Annotated in this window: 19 protein-coding genes and 1 riboswitch; of the genes, 12 read left to right on the top strand and 7 right to left on the bottom strand. The window is 67.9% G+C overall.

Annotated features, from left to right (window positions below; translation table 11 throughout):
- Positions 1–621: a maleylpyruvate isomerase N-terminal domain-containing protein gene (locus BEMPMBAN_RS11080; protein WP_159230437.1), complete on the top strand. Its 621-nt coding sequence runs from the start codon at positions 1–3 to the stop codon at positions 619–621.
- Positions 622–692: 71 nt separating this feature from the next.
- Positions 693–1,154 (top strand): VOC family protein, encoded by a 462-nt coding sequence (locus BEMPMBAN_RS11085; RefSeq protein WP_159230438.1) that lies wholly within the window; start codon positions 693–695, stop codon positions 1,152–1,154.
- A 180-nt stretch (positions 1,155–1,334) separates the two neighbouring features.
- On the opposite strand, the gene BEMPMBAN_RS11090 is transcribed toward BEMPMBAN_RS11085, so the two are convergent.
- Together BEMPMBAN_RS11090 and BEMPMBAN_RS11095 are read right to left on the bottom strand one after the other, a co-directional pair.
- Positions 1,335–3,017: an FAD-dependent oxidoreductase gene (locus BEMPMBAN_RS11090; RefSeq protein WP_159230439.1), complete on the bottom strand. Its 1,683-nt coding sequence runs from the start codon at positions 3,015–3,017 to the stop codon at positions 1,335–1,337.
- 49 nt (positions 3,018–3,066) lie between these two features.
- Positions 3,067–4,104, bottom strand: a complete 1,038-nt coding sequence (locus BEMPMBAN_RS11095) for an AurF N-oxygenase family protein (RefSeq protein WP_159230440.1) — start codon at positions 4,102–4,104, stop codon at positions 3,067–3,069.
- A 249-nt stretch (positions 4,105–4,353) separates the two neighbouring features.
- Here BEMPMBAN_RS11095 and serC point away from each other — a divergent pair, with 249 nt between their 5' ends.
- Positions 4,354–5,487 (top strand): phosphoserine transaminase, encoded by a 1,134-nt coding sequence (gene serC, locus BEMPMBAN_RS11100; RefSeq protein ID WP_159230441.1) that lies wholly within the window; start codon positions 4,354–4,356, stop codon positions 5,485–5,487.
- 167 nt (positions 5,488–5,654) lie between these two features.
- Positions 5,655–6,434 carry a septation protein SepH gene (sepH, locus tag BEMPMBAN_RS11105; RefSeq protein ID WP_159230442.1) on the top strand — a complete coding sequence of 260 codons (780 nt, stop codon included), beginning with the start codon at positions 5,655–5,657 and terminating at the stop codon, positions 6,432–6,434.
- Here the strand turns inward: sepH and BEMPMBAN_RS11110 are convergent.
- Positions 6,402–6,683, bottom strand: a complete 282-nt coding sequence (locus tag BEMPMBAN_RS11110) for a DUF2537 domain-containing protein (protein WP_159230443.1) — start codon at positions 6,681–6,683, stop codon at positions 6,402–6,404. The two genes, sepH and BEMPMBAN_RS11110, sit on opposite strands and share 33 nt — an antisense overlap.
- A gap of 28 nt (positions 6,684–6,711) precedes the next feature.
- Complete coding sequence (locus BEMPMBAN_RS11115; protein WP_159230444.1) at positions 6,712–7,539, bottom strand: TrmH family RNA methyltransferase; 828 nt, start codon at positions 7,537–7,539, stop codon at positions 6,712–6,714.
- Between the two features lie 104 nt (positions 7,540–7,643).
- Here BEMPMBAN_RS11115 and BEMPMBAN_RS11120 point away from each other — a divergent pair, with 104 nt between their 5' ends.
- Positions 7,644–7,898: a DUF2530 domain-containing protein gene (locus BEMPMBAN_RS11120; protein ID WP_159230445.1), complete on the top strand. Its 255-nt coding sequence runs from the start codon at positions 7,644–7,646 to the stop codon at positions 7,896–7,898.
- Between the two features lie 8 nt (positions 7,899–7,906).
- Positions 7,907–8,359 carry an SRPBCC family protein gene (locus tag BEMPMBAN_RS11125; RefSeq protein WP_159230446.1) on the top strand — a complete coding sequence of 151 codons (453 nt, stop codon included), beginning with the start codon at positions 7,907–7,909 and terminating at the stop codon, positions 8,357–8,359.
- On the opposite strand, the gene BEMPMBAN_RS11130 is transcribed toward BEMPMBAN_RS11125, so the two are convergent.
- Positions 8,356–9,174: a DUF3027 domain-containing protein gene (locus BEMPMBAN_RS11130; RefSeq protein WP_159230447.1), complete on the bottom strand. Its 819-nt coding sequence runs from the start codon at positions 9,172–9,174 to the stop codon at positions 8,356–8,358. The two genes, BEMPMBAN_RS11125 and BEMPMBAN_RS11130, sit on opposite strands and share 4 nt — an antisense overlap.
- An 88-nt stretch (positions 9,175–9,262) precedes the next feature.
- On the opposite strand from BEMPMBAN_RS11130, the gene BEMPMBAN_RS11135 reads away from it, so the two are divergent.
- Positions 9,263–10,972: an MFS transporter gene (locus BEMPMBAN_RS11135; protein ID WP_425294963.1), complete on the top strand. Its 1,710-nt coding sequence runs from the start codon at positions 9,263–9,265 to the stop codon at positions 10,970–10,972.
- Complete coding sequence (locus BEMPMBAN_RS11140; protein ID WP_159230448.1) at positions 10,969–11,451, top strand: DUF2771 domain-containing protein; 483 nt, start codon at positions 10,969–10,971, stop codon at positions 11,449–11,451. Before BEMPMBAN_RS11135 ends, BEMPMBAN_RS11140 begins: the two co-directional genes overlap by 4 nt.
- Here BEMPMBAN_RS11140 and BEMPMBAN_RS11145 read toward each other — a convergent pair.
- Both BEMPMBAN_RS11145 and BEMPMBAN_RS11150 read right to left on the bottom strand, forming a co-directional pair.
- Positions 11,448–12,464 (bottom strand): glutathione S-transferase family protein, encoded by a 1,017-nt coding sequence (locus BEMPMBAN_RS11145; protein ID WP_159230449.1) that lies wholly within the window; start codon positions 12,462–12,464, stop codon positions 11,448–11,450. The two genes, BEMPMBAN_RS11140 and BEMPMBAN_RS11145, sit on opposite strands and share 4 nt — an antisense overlap.
- 93 nt (positions 12,465–12,557) lie before the next feature.
- On the bottom strand, positions 12,558–12,968 hold the full coding sequence (locus BEMPMBAN_RS11150) for a cold-shock protein (RefSeq protein WP_159230458.1): 411 nt from the start codon (positions 12,966–12,968) through the stop codon (positions 12,558–12,560).
- 170 nt (positions 12,969–13,138) lie between these two features.
- Here BEMPMBAN_RS11150 and BEMPMBAN_RS11155 point away from each other — a divergent pair, with 170 nt between their 5' ends.
- The 4 genes from BEMPMBAN_RS11155 to BEMPMBAN_RS11170 all read left to right on the top strand — a co-directional run.
- A complete protein-coding gene (locus BEMPMBAN_RS11155) occupies positions 13,139–13,543 on the top strand; it encodes a YccF domain-containing protein (protein ID WP_159230450.1) in 405 nt (134 codons plus the stop codon).
- On the top strand, positions 13,540–14,610 hold the full coding sequence (gene moaA / locus BEMPMBAN_RS11160) for a GTP 3',8-cyclase MoaA (RefSeq protein ID WP_159230451.1): 1,071 nt from the start codon (positions 13,540–13,542) through the stop codon (positions 14,608–14,610). The genes BEMPMBAN_RS11155 and moaA overlap by 4 nt, the downstream gene beginning before the upstream one ends.
- 4 nt (positions 14,611–14,614) lie before the next feature.
- Complete coding sequence (locus tag BEMPMBAN_RS11165; RefSeq protein WP_159230452.1) at positions 14,615–14,881, top strand: MoaD/ThiS family protein; 267 nt, start codon at positions 14,615–14,617, stop codon at positions 14,879–14,881.
- A 282-nt stretch (positions 14,882–15,163) separates the two neighbouring features.
- A riboswitch (cyclic di-AMP (ydaO/yuaA leader) is annotated at positions 15,164–15,337 on the top strand.
- Between the two features lie 8 nt (positions 15,338–15,345).
- The coding region (locus BEMPMBAN_RS11170; RefSeq protein WP_200845939.1) for a transglycosylase family protein at positions 15,346–15,928 on the top strand (583 nt) is incomplete at its 3' end.

The following is a 15,928-nucleotide window of genomic DNA, read 5'->3' on the forward strand; positions in this document are numbered from 1 at the left end:
ATGACCGGTAGCCAACCGCGGGTGGTGTTCGCCTCGGCGGCAGACAGTTTCGCGGCGCTGGTGCGGCGAATTCCGGACGGTTGCTGGGACGGACCGGGCCTGGGCGACTGGGATCTGCGCTCACTGGTCGGCCACACGTCCCGGTCCCTGGTCACGGTGAGCAGCTATCTGCAGACCGCCGCCGAGCGCGAAGACGTGCTCGACGCGGCCGACTACTACGCGAAGATCCGCGACGTCGCCGCAGGGATGGCGTCCTCAGCCATCGTCGAGCGGGGCCGGCAGGCCGGGCGTGACCTGGGCGCGGATCCGGCTGCCACGATCGACACGCTGGTGGCGCGGGTGCGTTCCGATCTGGACCGGGCCGGCGACCCACTGATCGAGGTGATCGGCGGTCTGGGCATCCGGCTCGACAGCTACCTGCCGACCCGGACGTTCGAGTTGGCCGTGCACGGAACGGACATCGCCCGCGCCGTCGGGGTCGAGTTCGTAGCGCCGGACGAGGTACTGACCGAAGCCGCGACGCTGGCGGCCCGCATCGGCGTCCGGCTGGGTCACGGACCCGAGGTGCTGCTCGCGCTGACGGGGCGGGCGGACCTGCCTGCCGGATTTTCGGTGGTCTGAAGCCCCCGATGAGTTTCCTCCGCCCGGCTGGTCTCTATCCACGTCCCATCCCGATCTGTTGAGGAGACCCCATGGCCGTCAGCCCTGAAGCCAACCAGCCGATGCTGGTGCCGCACCTCGTCGTCGACGACGCAGCCGCCGCGCTCGACTTCTACGCCAAGGCGTTCGGTGCCGAGGAGATGGCGCGGCTGCCCGGACCCGGCGGCAAGCTGATGCACGCGGCGTTCCAGATCAACGGTTCCATGGTGTTCCTCAACGATGACTTCCCCGAGTTCAACGACGGCAAGTCGACCACCCCGACCGCGCTGGGCGGCTCACCGGTGACCCTGCACCTGCACGGTCGCGACGTCGACGGACGGTTCCAGCGGGCGCTCGATGCCGGTGCCACCGTGGTGAATCCCCTCGAGGACCAGTTCTGGGGTGACCGCTACGGCGTGGTCCGCGATCCGTTCGGTCACCAGTGGTCGCTGGCCGAGACGGTGCGCGAGGTCGACTTCGCCGAGATGACCGCGAACATGGGCAGCGAAGGCTAGCTCGTCACCGCATTCGGGACGTACTGCCCGAGCAGCCACCACGGCAGTCCGTAGGACGCCGCGGCGATTCCACTGAACGCGGCGATGCTGTCCGGTTTCGGGGTGCGCACCAATTCGGGAGTGTTCGGATCCGAGTCGTACAGACCGAATTTCAGGTCGAGCTTGGGCGCAGGTGACGGTTCAGCGCCGGAGACCGGCGAGCAGTCGCTGATGCACCGGCGGCGAAGGTGCGCAGGCCGCGGCCTCGACCATGCCGGCGACAGTGGTGAACTTGACCCGAGGTCGCAGTTCGCCGCCGCGGCCGATCTCGGCGTCGTCGATCGCCTTCCACCCGGCGGCGTCGACGACCGCGGGCTGCCTACCCCGCACGAACCGGTCCAGCGAGGCGACCTTGTGGACGGGGTCGGTCAACAGCCCGTTGTTGTAGTCGGCGACCAGGTTGTGGACCGTCTGGGCGGCGCACGACTTGTTGGTCCCGATGAACCCCGTCGGGCCGCGCTTGATCCACCCCGCGACAAAGCTGCCCGGCACCGGGCGGCTGGTCTGCGGATCGAGCACCCGGCCGCCGTCGTTGGGCACCACCGCGGCGACGTCGTCGAACGGCAGACCGCGGATCGGCTTGCCGCGGTACCCGATCGACGTCAGCACCAGGTCGGCGGAGATCTCGCGGACCTCGTCGGTGCCCGTCACTGCGAACTCCACCCCGGTGGCCGCGTGCTCACCGAGCACCCGCTTGGGCGTCAGCCCGTAGGTCAACCGGATTCTGGGCCGTCCCCCCCGGGAGTCGCAGGCCTGGCCCAGTCCGGCCAGGATCTCGAGCTTGTTGCGGGTCAACGGGTCGGCTTCGTGTGCGAGATCGCGGATCACCAGATCGTGGTCGGCGGTGTCGAGTACCACCTCGCACGCCGACGTCAGACCGATGAGTTCGGGCAGGGTGAAGGCTGACGCTGCCGGTCCGCGGCGGGCTGCGATCACCACCTCCCGTACCTGGGACGCTCGCAGGGCGTCCAGAGCATGGTCGGCGATGTCGGTGCGCGCCAAGGCATCCGGTTCAGTCGTCAGGATGCGCGCCACGTCCAGCGCCACGTTCCCGTTGCCCACTATGAGGACACGTTCGCCACTGAGGTCGACGGGCAGCCCGGCGTACTCCGGATGCCCGTTGAACCAGGCCACGATTTCGGTCGCGGTCGACGTCCCGGGCAGCCCCATCCCCGGCACGTCGAGACGACGGTCGTCGGGGGCGCCGACCGCGTACAGCACTGCGTGATGGTGCTCGAGAAGTTCGTCGTGGGTGAGGTCCGACCCCACCTCGCAGTTGAGATAGAAGGAGAACCCGGGCAGTCGGGCAACGCGCTCGAAGAGCTTGGTCACCCTCTTGGTGCTCTGATGGTCGGGTGCCACACCCGCGCGTACCAGGCCGTAGGGCGTCGGGAGCTTCTCGAAGACGTTGACCCGAACGCCCTGCTGCGTCAACAGTTCGTCGGCGGCATACATCGCCGCGGGACCCGATCCCACAACGGCGACCCGGAGCGGGCCGCCCGGCCGCGGGTGCACCACCGGCGCCTCGAGCACCGGAGCGAGCTTGGAAGTCGGCGGCAGCTTGGTCTCCCGCTTCGGATAGAACGCCGCGTTCAGCTCGATGAACGGCAGCTGCGTGTCGGTCAGTCGGGTATCCGGAGCGATCGCACCGACCGGACAGGCGGATACGCAGGCACCACAGTCGACGCACGCCACCGGATCGATGTAGAGCATCTCCGCGGTGGCGAAGCCCGGCTCGTCGGGGGACGGGTGGATGCAGTTGACGGGGCATGCATAAACACACGACCCGTCGCTGCAGCACGACTGGGTGATGACGTGAGGCATGGGAAACCCTGGGTTCCTATCCGAGATGAGGTGGCCGGGCGATGACCACCTAGGCGGCGGTCACCACGTGCTGACGGGCCGGCTCACTGCGGTAGCGGCTGGGCGGTCCGTCGATCCGGCAGGCCCGCCACATCAGCTTGGCAGCCGGATTCATCAGCCCCGTCTCGTGGCACAGCATCCGGACATCGCCGAACATGTCACGCAGGAACTGCCGCGACTCGGGTGACCGGAAGAACAGCTCTCGCTTGACCTCGCGCGGGATGTCGAATTCCTTCCAGAAGGATTTCGGTGGCTTCACGATCGCCTGACACAGCACCCGCATGATGATCGGCACGTGCAGTGACAGCCAGAAGCGCTTGCGGCGCGGCAGGTGCGGAACCCGCTTGCGCAGGTACTCGTGGGCGAACGAGATATGGCGGGCCTCCTCGGCCACATGAATGGCCATCACGCGCTCCATGATCGGATGCAGCGTCTTTCCCTCCCGCAGGATGTTCTTCTGGGTGTGGTCGATGGGCTCCTCGCCGGCGAGCACCCCGAAGAAGAACGGGATGGGTAGCGGGCCGGCGGCCAGCGGGATGAACTGCGACAGCCACTTGAGCATCCGCGGCATACCCGGCACGTCAGCGCCGATGCGGTTCACCATCTCCTGGAACATCATCGTGTGGTTGCACTCTTCGACCGATTCATGCAGGCAGTACCGGTATTCCGGGGAGCCGTTCGGAACCCAGAACGAGTAGTTCATCAGCCCGCGGATCAGGATCGACTCGAAGTGCAGGCCGACTTTGGCCACGTTCGCCTGGCGCCACATCCCGATCTCGATCTGCCGCTCGACGGACTGCGACTTGTACCAGGGGTGGCGGCCGATCGGGTCGGTGCCGGGCAGGATCCAGCGGGTGTCGCCGGGAACCACCTCGAACTCGGGCGAATCCCAGTCGATGTCGGTGTACGGATTGAAGTTCCGCCGCACCGAGCCCTCGGACAGGATGGTCAGCATGTCGACGTACTCCCGGTCCTCAGGGCTGTCGCCGATCTCCATGTTCTTGCGCCAGCGCCGGATGATCGGCGTTCGAGCTTCCTTGACAGCCATCTTGAGCCTCCCGTGAGGTTTACATTCGTCCGGTCGCTGTCCAAGAACAGTACCCGTGGTCCCAGGAATTGAACAGGCCGTTTTGCGTCAGTGTGGCCGCCCGGGGTTACCTGCGTCACATGTGAGCCAGATCACATGCGATGGGCGGCACTGTGGCCTCGACCGTGGGGCCTGTGCTCGCAGCTGGAGCGTCTTGTGTACCCGGGACCCACGCTCGGCGGACCGGACGGCGGAACTTAGGCTGGTCGCATGGCCGACGCGTCGACTTCTGAGTCTTCCCTGATCATCCCGCCCGGGCTCAAACCCGCAGACGGCCGCTTCGGCTGCGGACCGTCCAAGGTCAGGCCCGAACAACTGCAGGCGCTGGCCGCCGCCGGCGAGTTGTTCGGCACCTCTCACCGGCAGGCGCCGGTGAAGAACCTGGTGGGCCGCGTGCGCGACGGACTGCGCCAACTGTTCTCCCTGCCCGAGGGCTATGAGGTGGTCCTCGGCAACGGCGGATCCACCGCGTTCTGGGACGCCGCGGCGTTCGGATTGATCGACAAGCGCTCACTGCACCTCACCTACGGCGAGTTCAGTGCCAAGTTCGCCTCAGCCGTGGCCAAGAACCCGTTCGTCGGCGACCCGATCGTCGTCAAGGCGGATGCCGGCAGTGCGCCCGAACCGGTGTCGGACCCCTCCGTCGATTTGATCGCATGGGCACACAACGAGACCTCCACCGGCGTCGCGGTCCCGGTGGTGCGCCCCGAGGGTGCGGGTGACGCGCTGATCGCGATCGACGCCACCTCCGCGGCCGGCGGCCTGCCGGTCGACGTCAACAACGCCGATGTCTACTACTTCGCACCGCAGAAGAACTTCGCCGGCGACGGGGGCCTGTGGATCGCGCTGCTGTCTCCGGCAGCGCTCGCCCGCGTGGAGGCGATCGCCGGTTCGGGACGGTGGGTGCCGGAGTTCCTGTCTCTGCCGATCGCCATCGACAACAGCGTCAAGAACCAGACGTACAACACCCCGGCCATCGGCACGCTGGTGCTGCTGGCCGAACAGATCGACTGGCTACTCGGCAACGGTGGTCTGGATTGGGCCACCGCGCGCACCGCGGATTCCTCGGGGCGGCTGTATTCGTGGGCGGAGGCGTCACCGTTCGCGACGCCGTTCGTCACCGACCCGAAGCTGCGCTCGCAGGTCGTGGGGACCATCGACTTCACCGAGGCCGTCGATGCCGCGGCTGTCGCCAAGATCCTGCGTGCGAACGGCATCGTCGACACCGAGCCGTACCGCAAGCTCGGCCGCAACCAACTCCGCGTCGGGATGTTCCCCGCGGTCGAGCCGGACGACGTGAGCGCGCTGACTGCGTGCGTCGACTTTGTGGTGGAGCGGCTTTAGCCGCGACAGAAGGTGGCGAGCGGCTTTAGCCGCGACAGAAGGTGGCGAGCGGCTTTAGCCGCGACAGAAGGTGGCGAGCGGCTGCCGCGTGTCACCTCGGTTACGGACTGATAACGCAGTAGGGTCACCTGCGTATCGGGTTTGACATCAGCCCGGAGGAGGTCGCAATGCGGGAACTCAGGGTCCTAGGACTCGACGTCGACAGCCGACGGATCATCTGCGAGACCGACGACTCCACGGAGAAGTTCATCCTGCGCTCCGACGAGCGCCTCAAGGCCGCTGTGCGCGGTGATCAAGTCGGCTCAAACCAAACCACGATCGAGGTCGAGGCCAAAAACGTGTTGCGCCCCAAAGAGATTCAGGCAAAGATCCGCTCGGGCGCGTCGGTCGAGCAGGTTGCGTCGGCGTCCGGCATGGACATCTCCCGCGTCGAGCGATTCGCCCACCCGGTTCTGTTGGAGCGTGCCCGCGCCGCCGAACTGGCCACCGCCGCGCATCCGGTGCTCGCCGACGGACCGTCGGTGTTGACCCTGCTGGAGACCGTGACCACCGCACTGGTCGCCCGCGGCCTCGACCCCGACGTCACCAACTGGGACGCCTGGCGCAACGAGGACGGTCGCTGGACCGTGCAGATGTCATGGACCGCCGGCCGGTCCGACCTGCAGGCACACTTCCGGTTCGCCCCGGGGGCACACGGCGGCACCGTCACCGCCTTCGATGATGCGGCCTGCGAGCTGATCGACCCGAGCTTCGCCCGTCCCCTGCGGCCCCTGGCGCCGGTGGCGCAACTGGCTCTCGATGAGCCGGACACCCCCCTGACGCCGCCGGCCGAGGCACCCGAGCCGCCCCCGACGACAAAGCCGCCACGCCCCAAGAAGGGCCGGCCTGCCGTCCCGGCGTGGGAAGACGTGCTGCTAGGCGTTCGTTCCAGCGGCGGCCAGCGCTAACAGCGCAATCCAGGAAACCCCGACGCCGACAGCTGCTCCGAGCACGAACCAGCGCCAGACCGGCACCGTGCGCCACCCCCATACCGTCGGGGCCAGGCCGCCGACGGCGACGAGGTTCAGCCCGACCGCGAGCAGTGGATGCACCCGCGTCAACCCGATGCTGAGCACGACGATCGCCGATCCGATCACGGCGGCGACAAACGCCGCCACCGTCAGCCCTGTTGCCCACGGCTTGGAATCGTCGGTCATTGCTCCTCGCGCAAGCGCTCGTCGGGTGTCACTGCTCCCCCACCCCGCCGAGCCTATCCCGCTCATAGAAGGCCAGCGCCGCGGCTGTCGCCACGTTGAGCGAGTCGGTCCCCCGCGACATCGGGATCCGCACGCGGACATCGCTCGATCGCATCGTCCGCTCCTGCAGGCCCGGACCCTCCGCACCGACCATGACGGCCACCCGCTGCGCCGCCAGCCCCGGCATCGCCTCGGCCAGCGACAGCGCGCCCGGGTCGGGCGTCATCGCCAGCAACTGAAAATCGGCTTCCCGCAACAGTTCCAGATCGGCCGGCCACTCCTGCGCCCTGGCGAACGGCACCAGCAACGCGTGTCCCATCGACACCCGGACAGCGCGCCGGTACAGCGGGTCGGCGCATCCACTGCCGAAGATCACCGCATCCACTCCGAGTCCCGCGGCGTTGCGAAAGACGGCACCGAGGTTCTCGTGGTCGTTGACACCTTCGAGGACCGCGACGGTTCGGGCGCCAGCGAGCACCTGCGGCACCGTCAGCTCGGTCGCACGCGACGCCGAGGCGAGCACCCCCCGGTTCAGATGGAATCCGACGACCTCGGCCATCACCTCTGCGGTCACCCGGTAGAACGGCGCGGCCACACCGTCGAGGTCGGCACCGAGTTCAACTCGCCGCCGCTCGGTGCCGAGGAACGCCCGCGTCGTGAACCGGGAGGCGAGCATGCGCTGCACCACCAAGACACCCTCGGCGATCACCAGCCCTTTGCCGGTCGGCAGGTCCGGCCGCCGGTCGACGCTGTTGAGGTCCCGGAAATCGTCGAGCCGGGAGTCGCGCGGGTCGGCGACGTCGATCACGTTGGCCATCACGCGTTTTCGTCACCATCGACAACAGATCCGACGGCACTCACAACGTGGAGACTACCCAGTTGGTCTCGAGCGCCGTTCATCGATCGACTACGTTGAACGCAGTGACCAGCGACCATCGACCCCCGGAGCCTCCCGCGCTGCCCACGGCGCTGCTCGCGCCGTGGCCCGTCATCGTGGCCATCACCTGTGGCTGGTTGACCGCGGCAGTGCTGGCGTTCACCGTGAGCCCGCTGCACGACTGGCGGCCGATCACGATCGCCGGGCTGGGTGTCGGCGTTCTTGGCACCTCGATATTTCTGTGGCAACGTCACGCCGTGCGTCGCGGGTCTCGTGGCGCCCAGAGCGGCCTCACCTAGGAGAAGCGATGGCAGCACCCGTCCTGCAAGCCCAGATCGACATCAACGCCCCGGTTTCCAAGGTATGGGCCCTGGTTTCCGATCTGAGCAAGATGCCGCAGTGGAGCCCGCAGTGTCGCCTGATGAAACCGATCGGAGGGCTGCGCCAAGGCGCGCGCACCGTCAACGTCAACCGGCGCGGCCTGCTGTTCTGGCCGACCACGAGTCGCATCACCGAGCTGATCCCCGAGCAGAAGCTGGCGTTTCGGGTCAACGAGAACCACACCGTCTGGAGCTACGAACTCGAGCCCACCGAGTCGGGCACCCGGCTGGTCGAGACGCGCCACGCCGAGAACGGCACGACAGCGGTGTCGAACTTCCTGGTCAATTCCGTGATGGGTGGTGTGCCCAGCTTCGAGGACGAACTCGTCGAGGGCATGAACGCCTCGCTGACCCGCATCAAGGCGGCCGCGGAGAGCTAACTGTCGGCGGGCTCGACCACGTCGAGCACCCCGTCGTCGTACGGGTCGTGCACCGGCGACCCCGTCCCCGCGGGCGCCGGAGTGTCCGAGTGTGCGCCGCATCCGTACTCGGCGTCGACCACGTGACCGTCGGAAGCCAATTCGTTGGCGCACACGCCGAACATCACACCCAGTGCCCCACCGAGAGGCACATAGAAACCGCAGTCGCGACACAACCGCCTGGTGGCCCTGGCCATCGACGACCCGGGCCCGTGGTCGCCGTCGTGCCAGCGTTGCGCGGCCTCGTGACGACCCCACAGGCTCAGCACCTGTCGACGTCCCAGCCCGACCTCGACGGCGACGTCGTCGATCTGCGGATCCCCGGTCGCCGTATAGCCCGGCGCCAGGCGGGGGTCGTCGGTCGCTGGGGCGAGGAGATCACCGGGGCCCAGATCACCGGGCCGGACCCGTTCGTCCCAGGGCACCCATTTCGGTGCGAGCAACGCGGTCGGGCCCGGCACCAGCACCACCTCGCTGATGGTGGCCTGCGCCGCTCCGGGACATGCGGCGACGACAACCGCCCACTGCCACCCCTGATAGCCCGGCAGCTGGGCCAGGAAGCGGTGGGTGGCCGCCGTCGGATCCTCGAAGCCGGCGCCGAGGTACTCGCCGACGGTGTCCTCCCCGCTGAACTCGACGATCGCCGCGCGGGCCTCGTCGACAGCACCCATCAGCACCGCCTCGAGGCCAGGGGAGGCATCGCCGGACGACGGGTCCGGATCCGCCGCCTCGGGCGTATCCACGTTCTGCTGGTCGGGTTCGGTCACGCTGTCCATCGCCTCCAATCTTGCACGACAGGACCAAGGTGTAGCCACACCGGCCGCCCACACGCCCACCGTCGTCCGCATAGGGGAGAATCAACGCGTGACCGGAGCGCGGCGTGACCACCGGGACCCCGACGGTCAACAGGGTGAACGCTACTACCCACCGCGTCCACCTGCGGGGGAACACCCGGGGATGGCCAATTACCCCAGCGACCCGTTGCACACCTCCGGCCATCGCTCGTCGCGCCGCTCTCCCCCGTCCAACCACAGCGCCAATCGGTGGCTGCCGCCCTTGGATGAAAACGCCCGTCACGCCAGGGCACACCGCGACCGCTTCGATCCGCCGCCCGGCCGGCTGGGGGCGGGCGCCGGCGAGAAGGTGACCGTGACGCGGGCGGCCGCCCAGCGCAGCCGGGAGATGGGCTCGCGGATGTACGGCCTCGTGCACCGCGCCGCCACCGCCGACGGTGCGGACAAGTCCGGTCTGACCGCCCTGACCTGGCCGGTGGTCGCCAACTTCGCGGTGGACGCGGCGATGGCGGTCGCTCTCGCCAACACATTGTTCTTCGCCGCGGCGTCCGGGGAGAGCAAGGGCAAGGTCGCCCTGTATCTGCTCATCACGATCGCACCGTTCGCCGTCATCGCCCCGCTGATCGGACCGGCGCTGGACCGGCTGCAGCACGGCCGCAGGGTCGCGCTGGCCACCTCGTTCGCGCTCCGCACCGTCCTTGCCGTGGTTCTCATCGCCAACTTCGACAGCGCCACGGGCAGCTTCCCGTCCTGGGTGCTCTACCCGTGTGCCCTCGGCATGATGGTGCTGTCGAAGTCGTTCTCGGTGCTTCGCGGGGCCGTCACCCCGCGGGTACTGCCGCCGTCGATCGACCTCGTCCGGGTGAACTCACGGTTGACCACGTTCGGGCTGCTGGGCGGCACCCTCGTCGGCGGCGGCATCGCAGCGGCCGCCGAATGGGGTTTCCAGCTCTTCGCGATGCCCGGCGCGCTGTACATCGTCGTGGCAGTGACCGTCGCCGGTGCCGGGTTGGCGATGCGCATCCCCAAGTGGGTCGAGGTCACCGAGGGCGAGGTGCCGACCACCCTGAGCTACCACGGCGGGGCCGATGAACTGCGCCGCCAGCCCGAACCGTACAGCTCGACGACAAAAGCCCGGCAACCCCTGGGTCGCAACATCATCACCGCGCTCTGGGGCAACTGCACCGTCAAGGTGATGGTGGGCTTCCTGTTCCTGTATCCGGCGTTCGTCGCCAAGGCGCATGACGCGAGCGGCTGGGAGCAGTTGCGCATCCTCGGTCTGATCGGAGCTGCGGCGGCCATCGGTAACTTCACCGGCAACTTCACCGCCGCGCGCCTGAAACTGGGTCACCCCGCGAGGCTGGTGGTGCGCTGCGCCATCGCGGTCACCGCGGTGGCGCTGGTGACCGCGTTGACCGGCAACCTGATGGTCGCAGCGGCGGCCACCTTGATCACGTCTGGAGCAAGCGCGATCGCCAAGGCGTCGTTGGACGCGTCGCTGCAAGACGACCTGCCGGAGGAGTCGCGGGCCTCGGCGTTCGGACGGTCAGAATCGTTGCTGCAGCTCGCCTGGGTTGCCGGCGGCGCGACCGGGGTGTTGATCTACACCGACCTGTGGGCGGGCTTCACCACGATCACCGCCATCCTGATGCTCGGCCTCGCCCAGACGATCGTGAGCTACCGCGGCGAATCGTTGATCCCCGGCCTTGGTGGCAACCGACCGGTGTTCGCCGAACAGGAAGGCGTTCGGTCAGGCGCGGCGGCGGTGACGCACGAGTGAAACGTGTTGTCGCCGTGCTCGCGGCGGTGGCGCTGCTCGCGTCCACCGGCACCGGGGTGCTGGTGTGGCAGCTCACCACAGACCACGAACCGCAGCTGCCCGAGATCTCGGCGTACTCGAACGGGGAGCTGACCCGGGTGGGTCCCTATCGCTTCTGTGAGGTGCTCAACCCCACAGACTGTGTGGTGCCCGGCGAGCAGGGCGAGCTGCCGGTGACGGGCCGCCACCCTGTCCAGCTGTCGGTCCCTGCAGCGGTCGCGCAGGCACCGTGGATACTGCTGCGTGCCTACGAGGACGACGATGTGATCGAGGAGTTCCGTCCCGACAGCAGGCTCGCGGTGACCATTCCCACCGTCGACCCACAGCGGGGCCGGCTCAACGGCATCGCCGTGCAGCTGCCGACATTGGTCCGCGACGAATCGGGCAACGAGTTCCCGGTACCGCACGCCGAGTGGTCGGTGCGGACCGTCTGGAGCTAGCCGGCAGAATGGGCGGCCGGCACGCGCTCGGCCTCCCGCGGCGGGCCCGGGGGCGTTCCGTCCCCGAACGGCCTGCCACCCAAGGATTCCCGACCGTGCGGCGTCAGCCAGTTCGCGAGGTCCGGGCCCTTCGGCACTACGCGGGTGGGGTTGATGTCGGTGTGGACGATGTAATAGTGCTGCTTGATCTGGACGAAGTCTGTGGTGTCACCGAAACCCGGTGTCTGGAAGAGGTCTCGCGCGTAGGCCCACAGCACCGGCATCTCGGCGAGTTTGCTCCGGTTGGCCTTGAAGTGACCGTGGTAGACGGCGTCGAAGCGGGCCAGTGTGGTGAACAGCCGCACATCGGCTTCGGTAATGGTGTCCCCCACGAGATATCGCTGGTCGGCCAGCCGCTCGGAAAGCCAGTCGAGTGCGGTGAACAACCGGTCGTAGGCCCGCTCATAGGCTTTCTGCGATCCGGCGAACCCGCATCGATAGACACCGTTGTTGATCTCGGTGTAGACCCGCTGCGAGACCTCGTCGATCTCCGCGCGCCAGCGCTCCGGGTACAACTGCGGCGCACCGTCGCGGTGGTAGGCGGTCCACTCAGTCGAGAAGTCCAGGGTGATCTGGGCGAAGTCGTTGGTCACCACCTGTCCCCTCGCAACGTCGACGACCGCGGGAACCGTCACCCCTTTCGGATAGTCGGGGATGCGCTTGTTGTAGGCGTCGCGCAGGTAGTGGATCCCCAACACCGGATCGACCCCCTCCGGGTCGAGGTCGAAGGTCCAGCTCCGCTCATCGTGGGTGGGGCCACAGAAACCAATGGAGAGTGCATCTTCCAGACCCAACAGCCGTCGCACGATGATGGTGCGGTTGGCCCACGGACACGCCCTGGCGACGACGAGCCGGTAGCGACCGGGCTCGACGGGATATCCGTCGCGCCCGTCGGCGGTGATCCGGGTGTCGATGTAGGCGGTGTCGCGGGTGAAGTCACCATCGGCGGTCGAAGAATCGGCGACGTAGCTCATGCCTCAGTCATACCCGAGTCATACCCGCCGGAATCGAACTCATGTGTGTCGTCCGGTGACGAGTCTGGCGCGAAACTCAGTTTCGGTGCAACCTCAGGCGTCGAGTTCGCGGGCGACGGCCTTGACCACTTCGGAGACCCGGCGAGCCACCTTGCGGTCCGGGTAGCGACCTTTGCGCAGCTCTGGCTGCACCGCACCCTCCAACAGCGTGATCATGTCCTCGACCATGCCGTGCAATTCGTCGGGGGTGTGCTTGTGCTCGGCGGCCGATGCTTCCCGGCGGGTCTTGCTCAAGCTCGGCGGCGGATCGATGAGCTTCAGGGTCAGCGCCTGCGGGCCGCGGCGGCCGGCGGCCACCCCGAACTCGACACGTTGCCCGGCCTTGAGGCCGTCAACACCGGCGGGCAACGCCGAGGACCGCACGTAGACGTCCTCGCCGTCTTCCTGCGACAGGAACCCGAAGCCCTTCTCCGCGTCGTACCACTTCACCCGGCCGGTCGGCACTGGTCTCACCCGCTTGTCTCTTTGAAGCCAATAAATGTCTGCACCTGTCGGGGTACATAACTAACGCGCCCCGCCTGCGCCGGGACGCGTCCGAAGAGATCTTACTCGGACGCTGGCACGGCCAGCATCCCCTGATGTCGGTAGGCTGCAGTCACCGTTGGAGGAAGAAGATGCGACTGATACTCAATGTCATCTGGTTGATCTTCGGCGGCCTGTGGCTCGCGTTGGGGTACCTGTTGGCTGCCCTGATCTGCTTCATCCTGATCGTCACGATCCCGTTCGGGTTCGCGGCCCTGCGCATCGCGTCGTATGCGCTGTGGCCGTTCGGTCGCACGATCGTCGACAAGCCGGGCACCCGCCCCGGCGCCCTGGTGGGCAACGTCATCTGGGTCATCCTGTGCGGGGTGTGGCTGGCCATCGGCCACATCGTCAGTGCGGTCGCGATGGCCATCACCATCATCGGTATCCCGTTGGCGTTGGCCAACCTCAAGATGATCCCGGTGTCCCTGATGCCCCTGGGCAAGGAGATCGTGCCCGTCGACTCGGTCAACGCAACCGCCGGAGCCCTGCGGTGACGGTGGTGGCGCTCGGGCTGCCGTCCCTGCACCGCCCCCGCGCGCCTGCCCCGTCCGACGGCCCACTGGTCGACACCTTCGGCCGGGTCGCGACCGACCTGCGCGTCTCGCTGACCGACCTGTGCAATCTGCGCTGCACCTACTGCATGCCCGCCGAAGGTCTCGACTGGCTGCCGAGCGACCAGAAGCTGAGTTCTGAGGAACTCACCCGGCTGCTGCGCATCGCGGTGACCCGGCTGGGTATCACCAGCGTGCGTTTCACCGGGGGCGAGCCGCTGGTGGTCCCCCATCTGGAGGATGTGATCGCCAGGACGGCGGCGCTGCACCCGCGCCCGGAGATCACATTGACCACCAACGGTGTCGGGCTCGAGCGCCGCGCTGCCGGGCTCAAGGCCGCCGGCCTCGACCGCATCAACGTCTCACTCGACACCGTCGATGCCGCCCACTTCGCGGCGATCACCCGCCGCGACCGGTTGGCCGACGTACTGGCCGGACTGCGCGCCGCTAAGGCCGCCGGGCTGAGCCCGGTGAAGGTCAACGCCGTGCTCGACCCGGTCACCGGACTCGACGACGCGGTGGCGCTGTTGCGCTTCTGCCTCGAGCACGGCTACCAGCTGCGCATCATCGAACAGATGCCGCTCGACGCCGGCCACTCGTGGCAGCGAGAGCACACCATCAGCGCCGAGGACGTGCGGCGCACGCTGAAACGGCATTTCACGTTGACCCCCGACCCGGCCCCGCGGGGCTCCGCCCCCGCGCAGCTGTGGCAGGTCTCGTCGGCCGAGACGGGCGACCGGGTGCTCGGTCGGGTGGGCATCATCGCCTCGGTCTCGCAGGCGTTCTGTGCCGCCTGCGACCGGAGCAGGCTCACTGCCGACGGGCAGGTCCGTAACTGCCTGTTCTCCAGTGAGGAGACCGATCTGCGCGCGCTGCTGCGCGCCGGGGCCGACGACGCCGCCCTCGAGGCTGCGTGGCGGGCTGCGATGTGGGCCAAAGCCGCGGGGCACGGCATCAACGACCCCGACTTCGTCCAACCCGACCGGCCGATGAGCGCGATCGGCGGCTGATCGAATGCAGACAGACCTCGACGTACGTGTCACCGTCCGGTACTTCGCCGCGGCACGCGCCGCCGCAGGCACCGAAACCGAGACGATCGCGGTGACCGCCGGAACGACGATCGCCGAATTGATCGGCACGCTCCAGGCCCGAGACTCGGGGCTGTCCCGGGTGCTCGCCCGATGTTCGTTCCTGTGTGACGGAATCGCGGTGCGTGACATGGAATCTGCGCTCGCAAATGCGCAGACCGTGGACGTGTTGCCGCCATTCGCCGGCGGTTGAGACGGTCCCGTGATCAAAGTATTCCGTGATATGCGTCACATAACAGAACGGTCACGGGATGGCTACGCCGCGGTTTCGACGTGCGGCACCTGCAGGAACAACGCAGTTTCCTGGGTTTTTAGAGTTTTTTTAGTATTTGCCCGGGTCAGAAACGCCGGAGTCGCCAGAAGGTGACGGGACCAGGGTCACCGATTACCGTCTTGACTCAGGTCGTCGACCCCAAACCCGACGGCTCGCTGTGTGACCAATTGCGCCGAGCTCCATCCGTTGGTCCGCGGGGACATCGAGAAACAACCTGGATGGAGGCGGGGGACCCACCGGTCCACCGAACACAAGGGACCTGGGGCCGTTTCCGGCTCCTAGGGGTGAAGCCGTCCTCGTTTCGACGATGCCGGCCGGGCGACCTCTCCAGCCCGAACCCGACAGCTGACCTCGCGGGCGCTTCAGAGAGGACCACACGCACTATGAGTGGACGGCATCGCAAGCCCACTTCGTCATCTGTCAGCGTCGCCAAGATCGCCTTCACCGGCGCGGTCATCGGCGGCGGTAGCGTCGTACTCGCCGGGCAGGCCGGAGCGGCAACCGACAGCGAATGGGACCGCGTCGCCAGCTGCGAATCCGGAGGCAACTGGGCCATCAACACCGGTAACGGTTACCACGGTGGTCTCCAGTTCTCGCCGAGCACCTGGTCCGGACACGGCGGTGCCGAGTTCGCGCCGGTCGCCCACCAGGCGACCAAGGAAGAGCAGATCGCCGTCGCTGAGCGGGTCCTGGCGTCCCAGGGCAAGGGTGCATGGCCGTCGTGCGGCGGGCCGCTGTCCGCCGCCACGCCGCGCAATGTGGTCAACGAGCCGCCGCAGCCTGTGGATCCGGTCGCCCTGAACGGTGAGTTGCCGCCGCCGATCGACCCGTTCGCACCGCCGCCCCCGCCCCCTGCGCCGTTCGACGCGATGTCGGCCCCGCTGCCCGAGGCACCGCTACCACCGGCCCCCCTGCCGATGGATGCGCCGCCTCCTCCTCCAGCCCCGCTGCCGCCGGCCCCCGCGC

The sequence above is a fragment of the Mycolicibacterium austroafricanum genome, assembly GCF_902705885.1.
Taxonomy (GTDB): domain Bacteria; phylum Actinomycetota; class Actinomycetes; order Mycobacteriales; family Mycobacteriaceae; genus Mycobacterium; species Mycobacterium vanbaalenii_A.

Coding starts and splice junctions, on each gene's coding strand:
- BEMPMBAN_RS11145 (WP_159230449.1), bottom strand. CDS start 12,464: ATGAGCTACGTCGCCGATTCTTCGACCGCCGATGGTGACTTCACCCGC.
- BEMPMBAN_RS11095 (WP_159230440.1), bottom strand. CDS start 4,104: ATGGCTGTCAAGGAAGCTCGAACGCCGATCATCCGGCGCTGGCGCAAG.
- sepH (WP_159230442.1), top strand. CDS start 5,655: ATGCGGGAACTCAGGGTCCTAGGACTCGACGTCGACAGCCGACGGATC.
- BEMPMBAN_RS11090 (WP_159230439.1), bottom strand. CDS start 3,017: ATGCCTCACGTCATCACCCAGTCGTGCTGCAGCGACGGGTCGTGTGTT.
- BEMPMBAN_RS11080 (WP_159230437.1), top strand. CDS start 1: ATGACCGGTAGCCAACCGCGGGTGGTGTTCGCCTCGGCGGCAGACAGT.
- BEMPMBAN_RS11085 (WP_159230438.1), top strand. CDS start 693: ATGGCCGTCAGCCCTGAAGCCAACCAGCCGATGCTGGTGCCGCACCTC.
- BEMPMBAN_RS11165 (WP_159230452.1), top strand. CDS start 14,615: ATGCAGACAGACCTCGACGTACGTGTCACCGTCCGGTACTTCGCCGCG.
- BEMPMBAN_RS11110 (WP_159230443.1), bottom strand. CDS start 6,683: ATGACCGACGATTCCAAGCCGTGGGCAACAGGGCTGACGGTGGCGGCG.
- BEMPMBAN_RS11155 (WP_159230450.1), top strand. CDS start 13,139: ATGCGACTGATACTCAATGTCATCTGGTTGATCTTCGGCGGCCTGTGG.
- BEMPMBAN_RS11115 (WP_159230444.1), bottom strand. CDS start 7,539: ATGGCCAACGTGATCGACGTCGCCGACCCGCGCGACTCCCGGCTCGAC.
- serC (WP_159230441.1), top strand. CDS start 4,354: ATGGCCGACGCGTCGACTTCTGAGTCTTCCCTGATCATCCCGCCCGGG.
- BEMPMBAN_RS11130 (WP_159230447.1), bottom strand. CDS start 9,174: ATGGACAGCGTGACCGAACCCGACCAGCAGAACGTGGATACGCCCGAG.
- BEMPMBAN_RS11125 (WP_159230446.1), top strand. CDS start 7,907: ATGGCAGCACCCGTCCTGCAAGCCCAGATCGACATCAACGCCCCGGTT.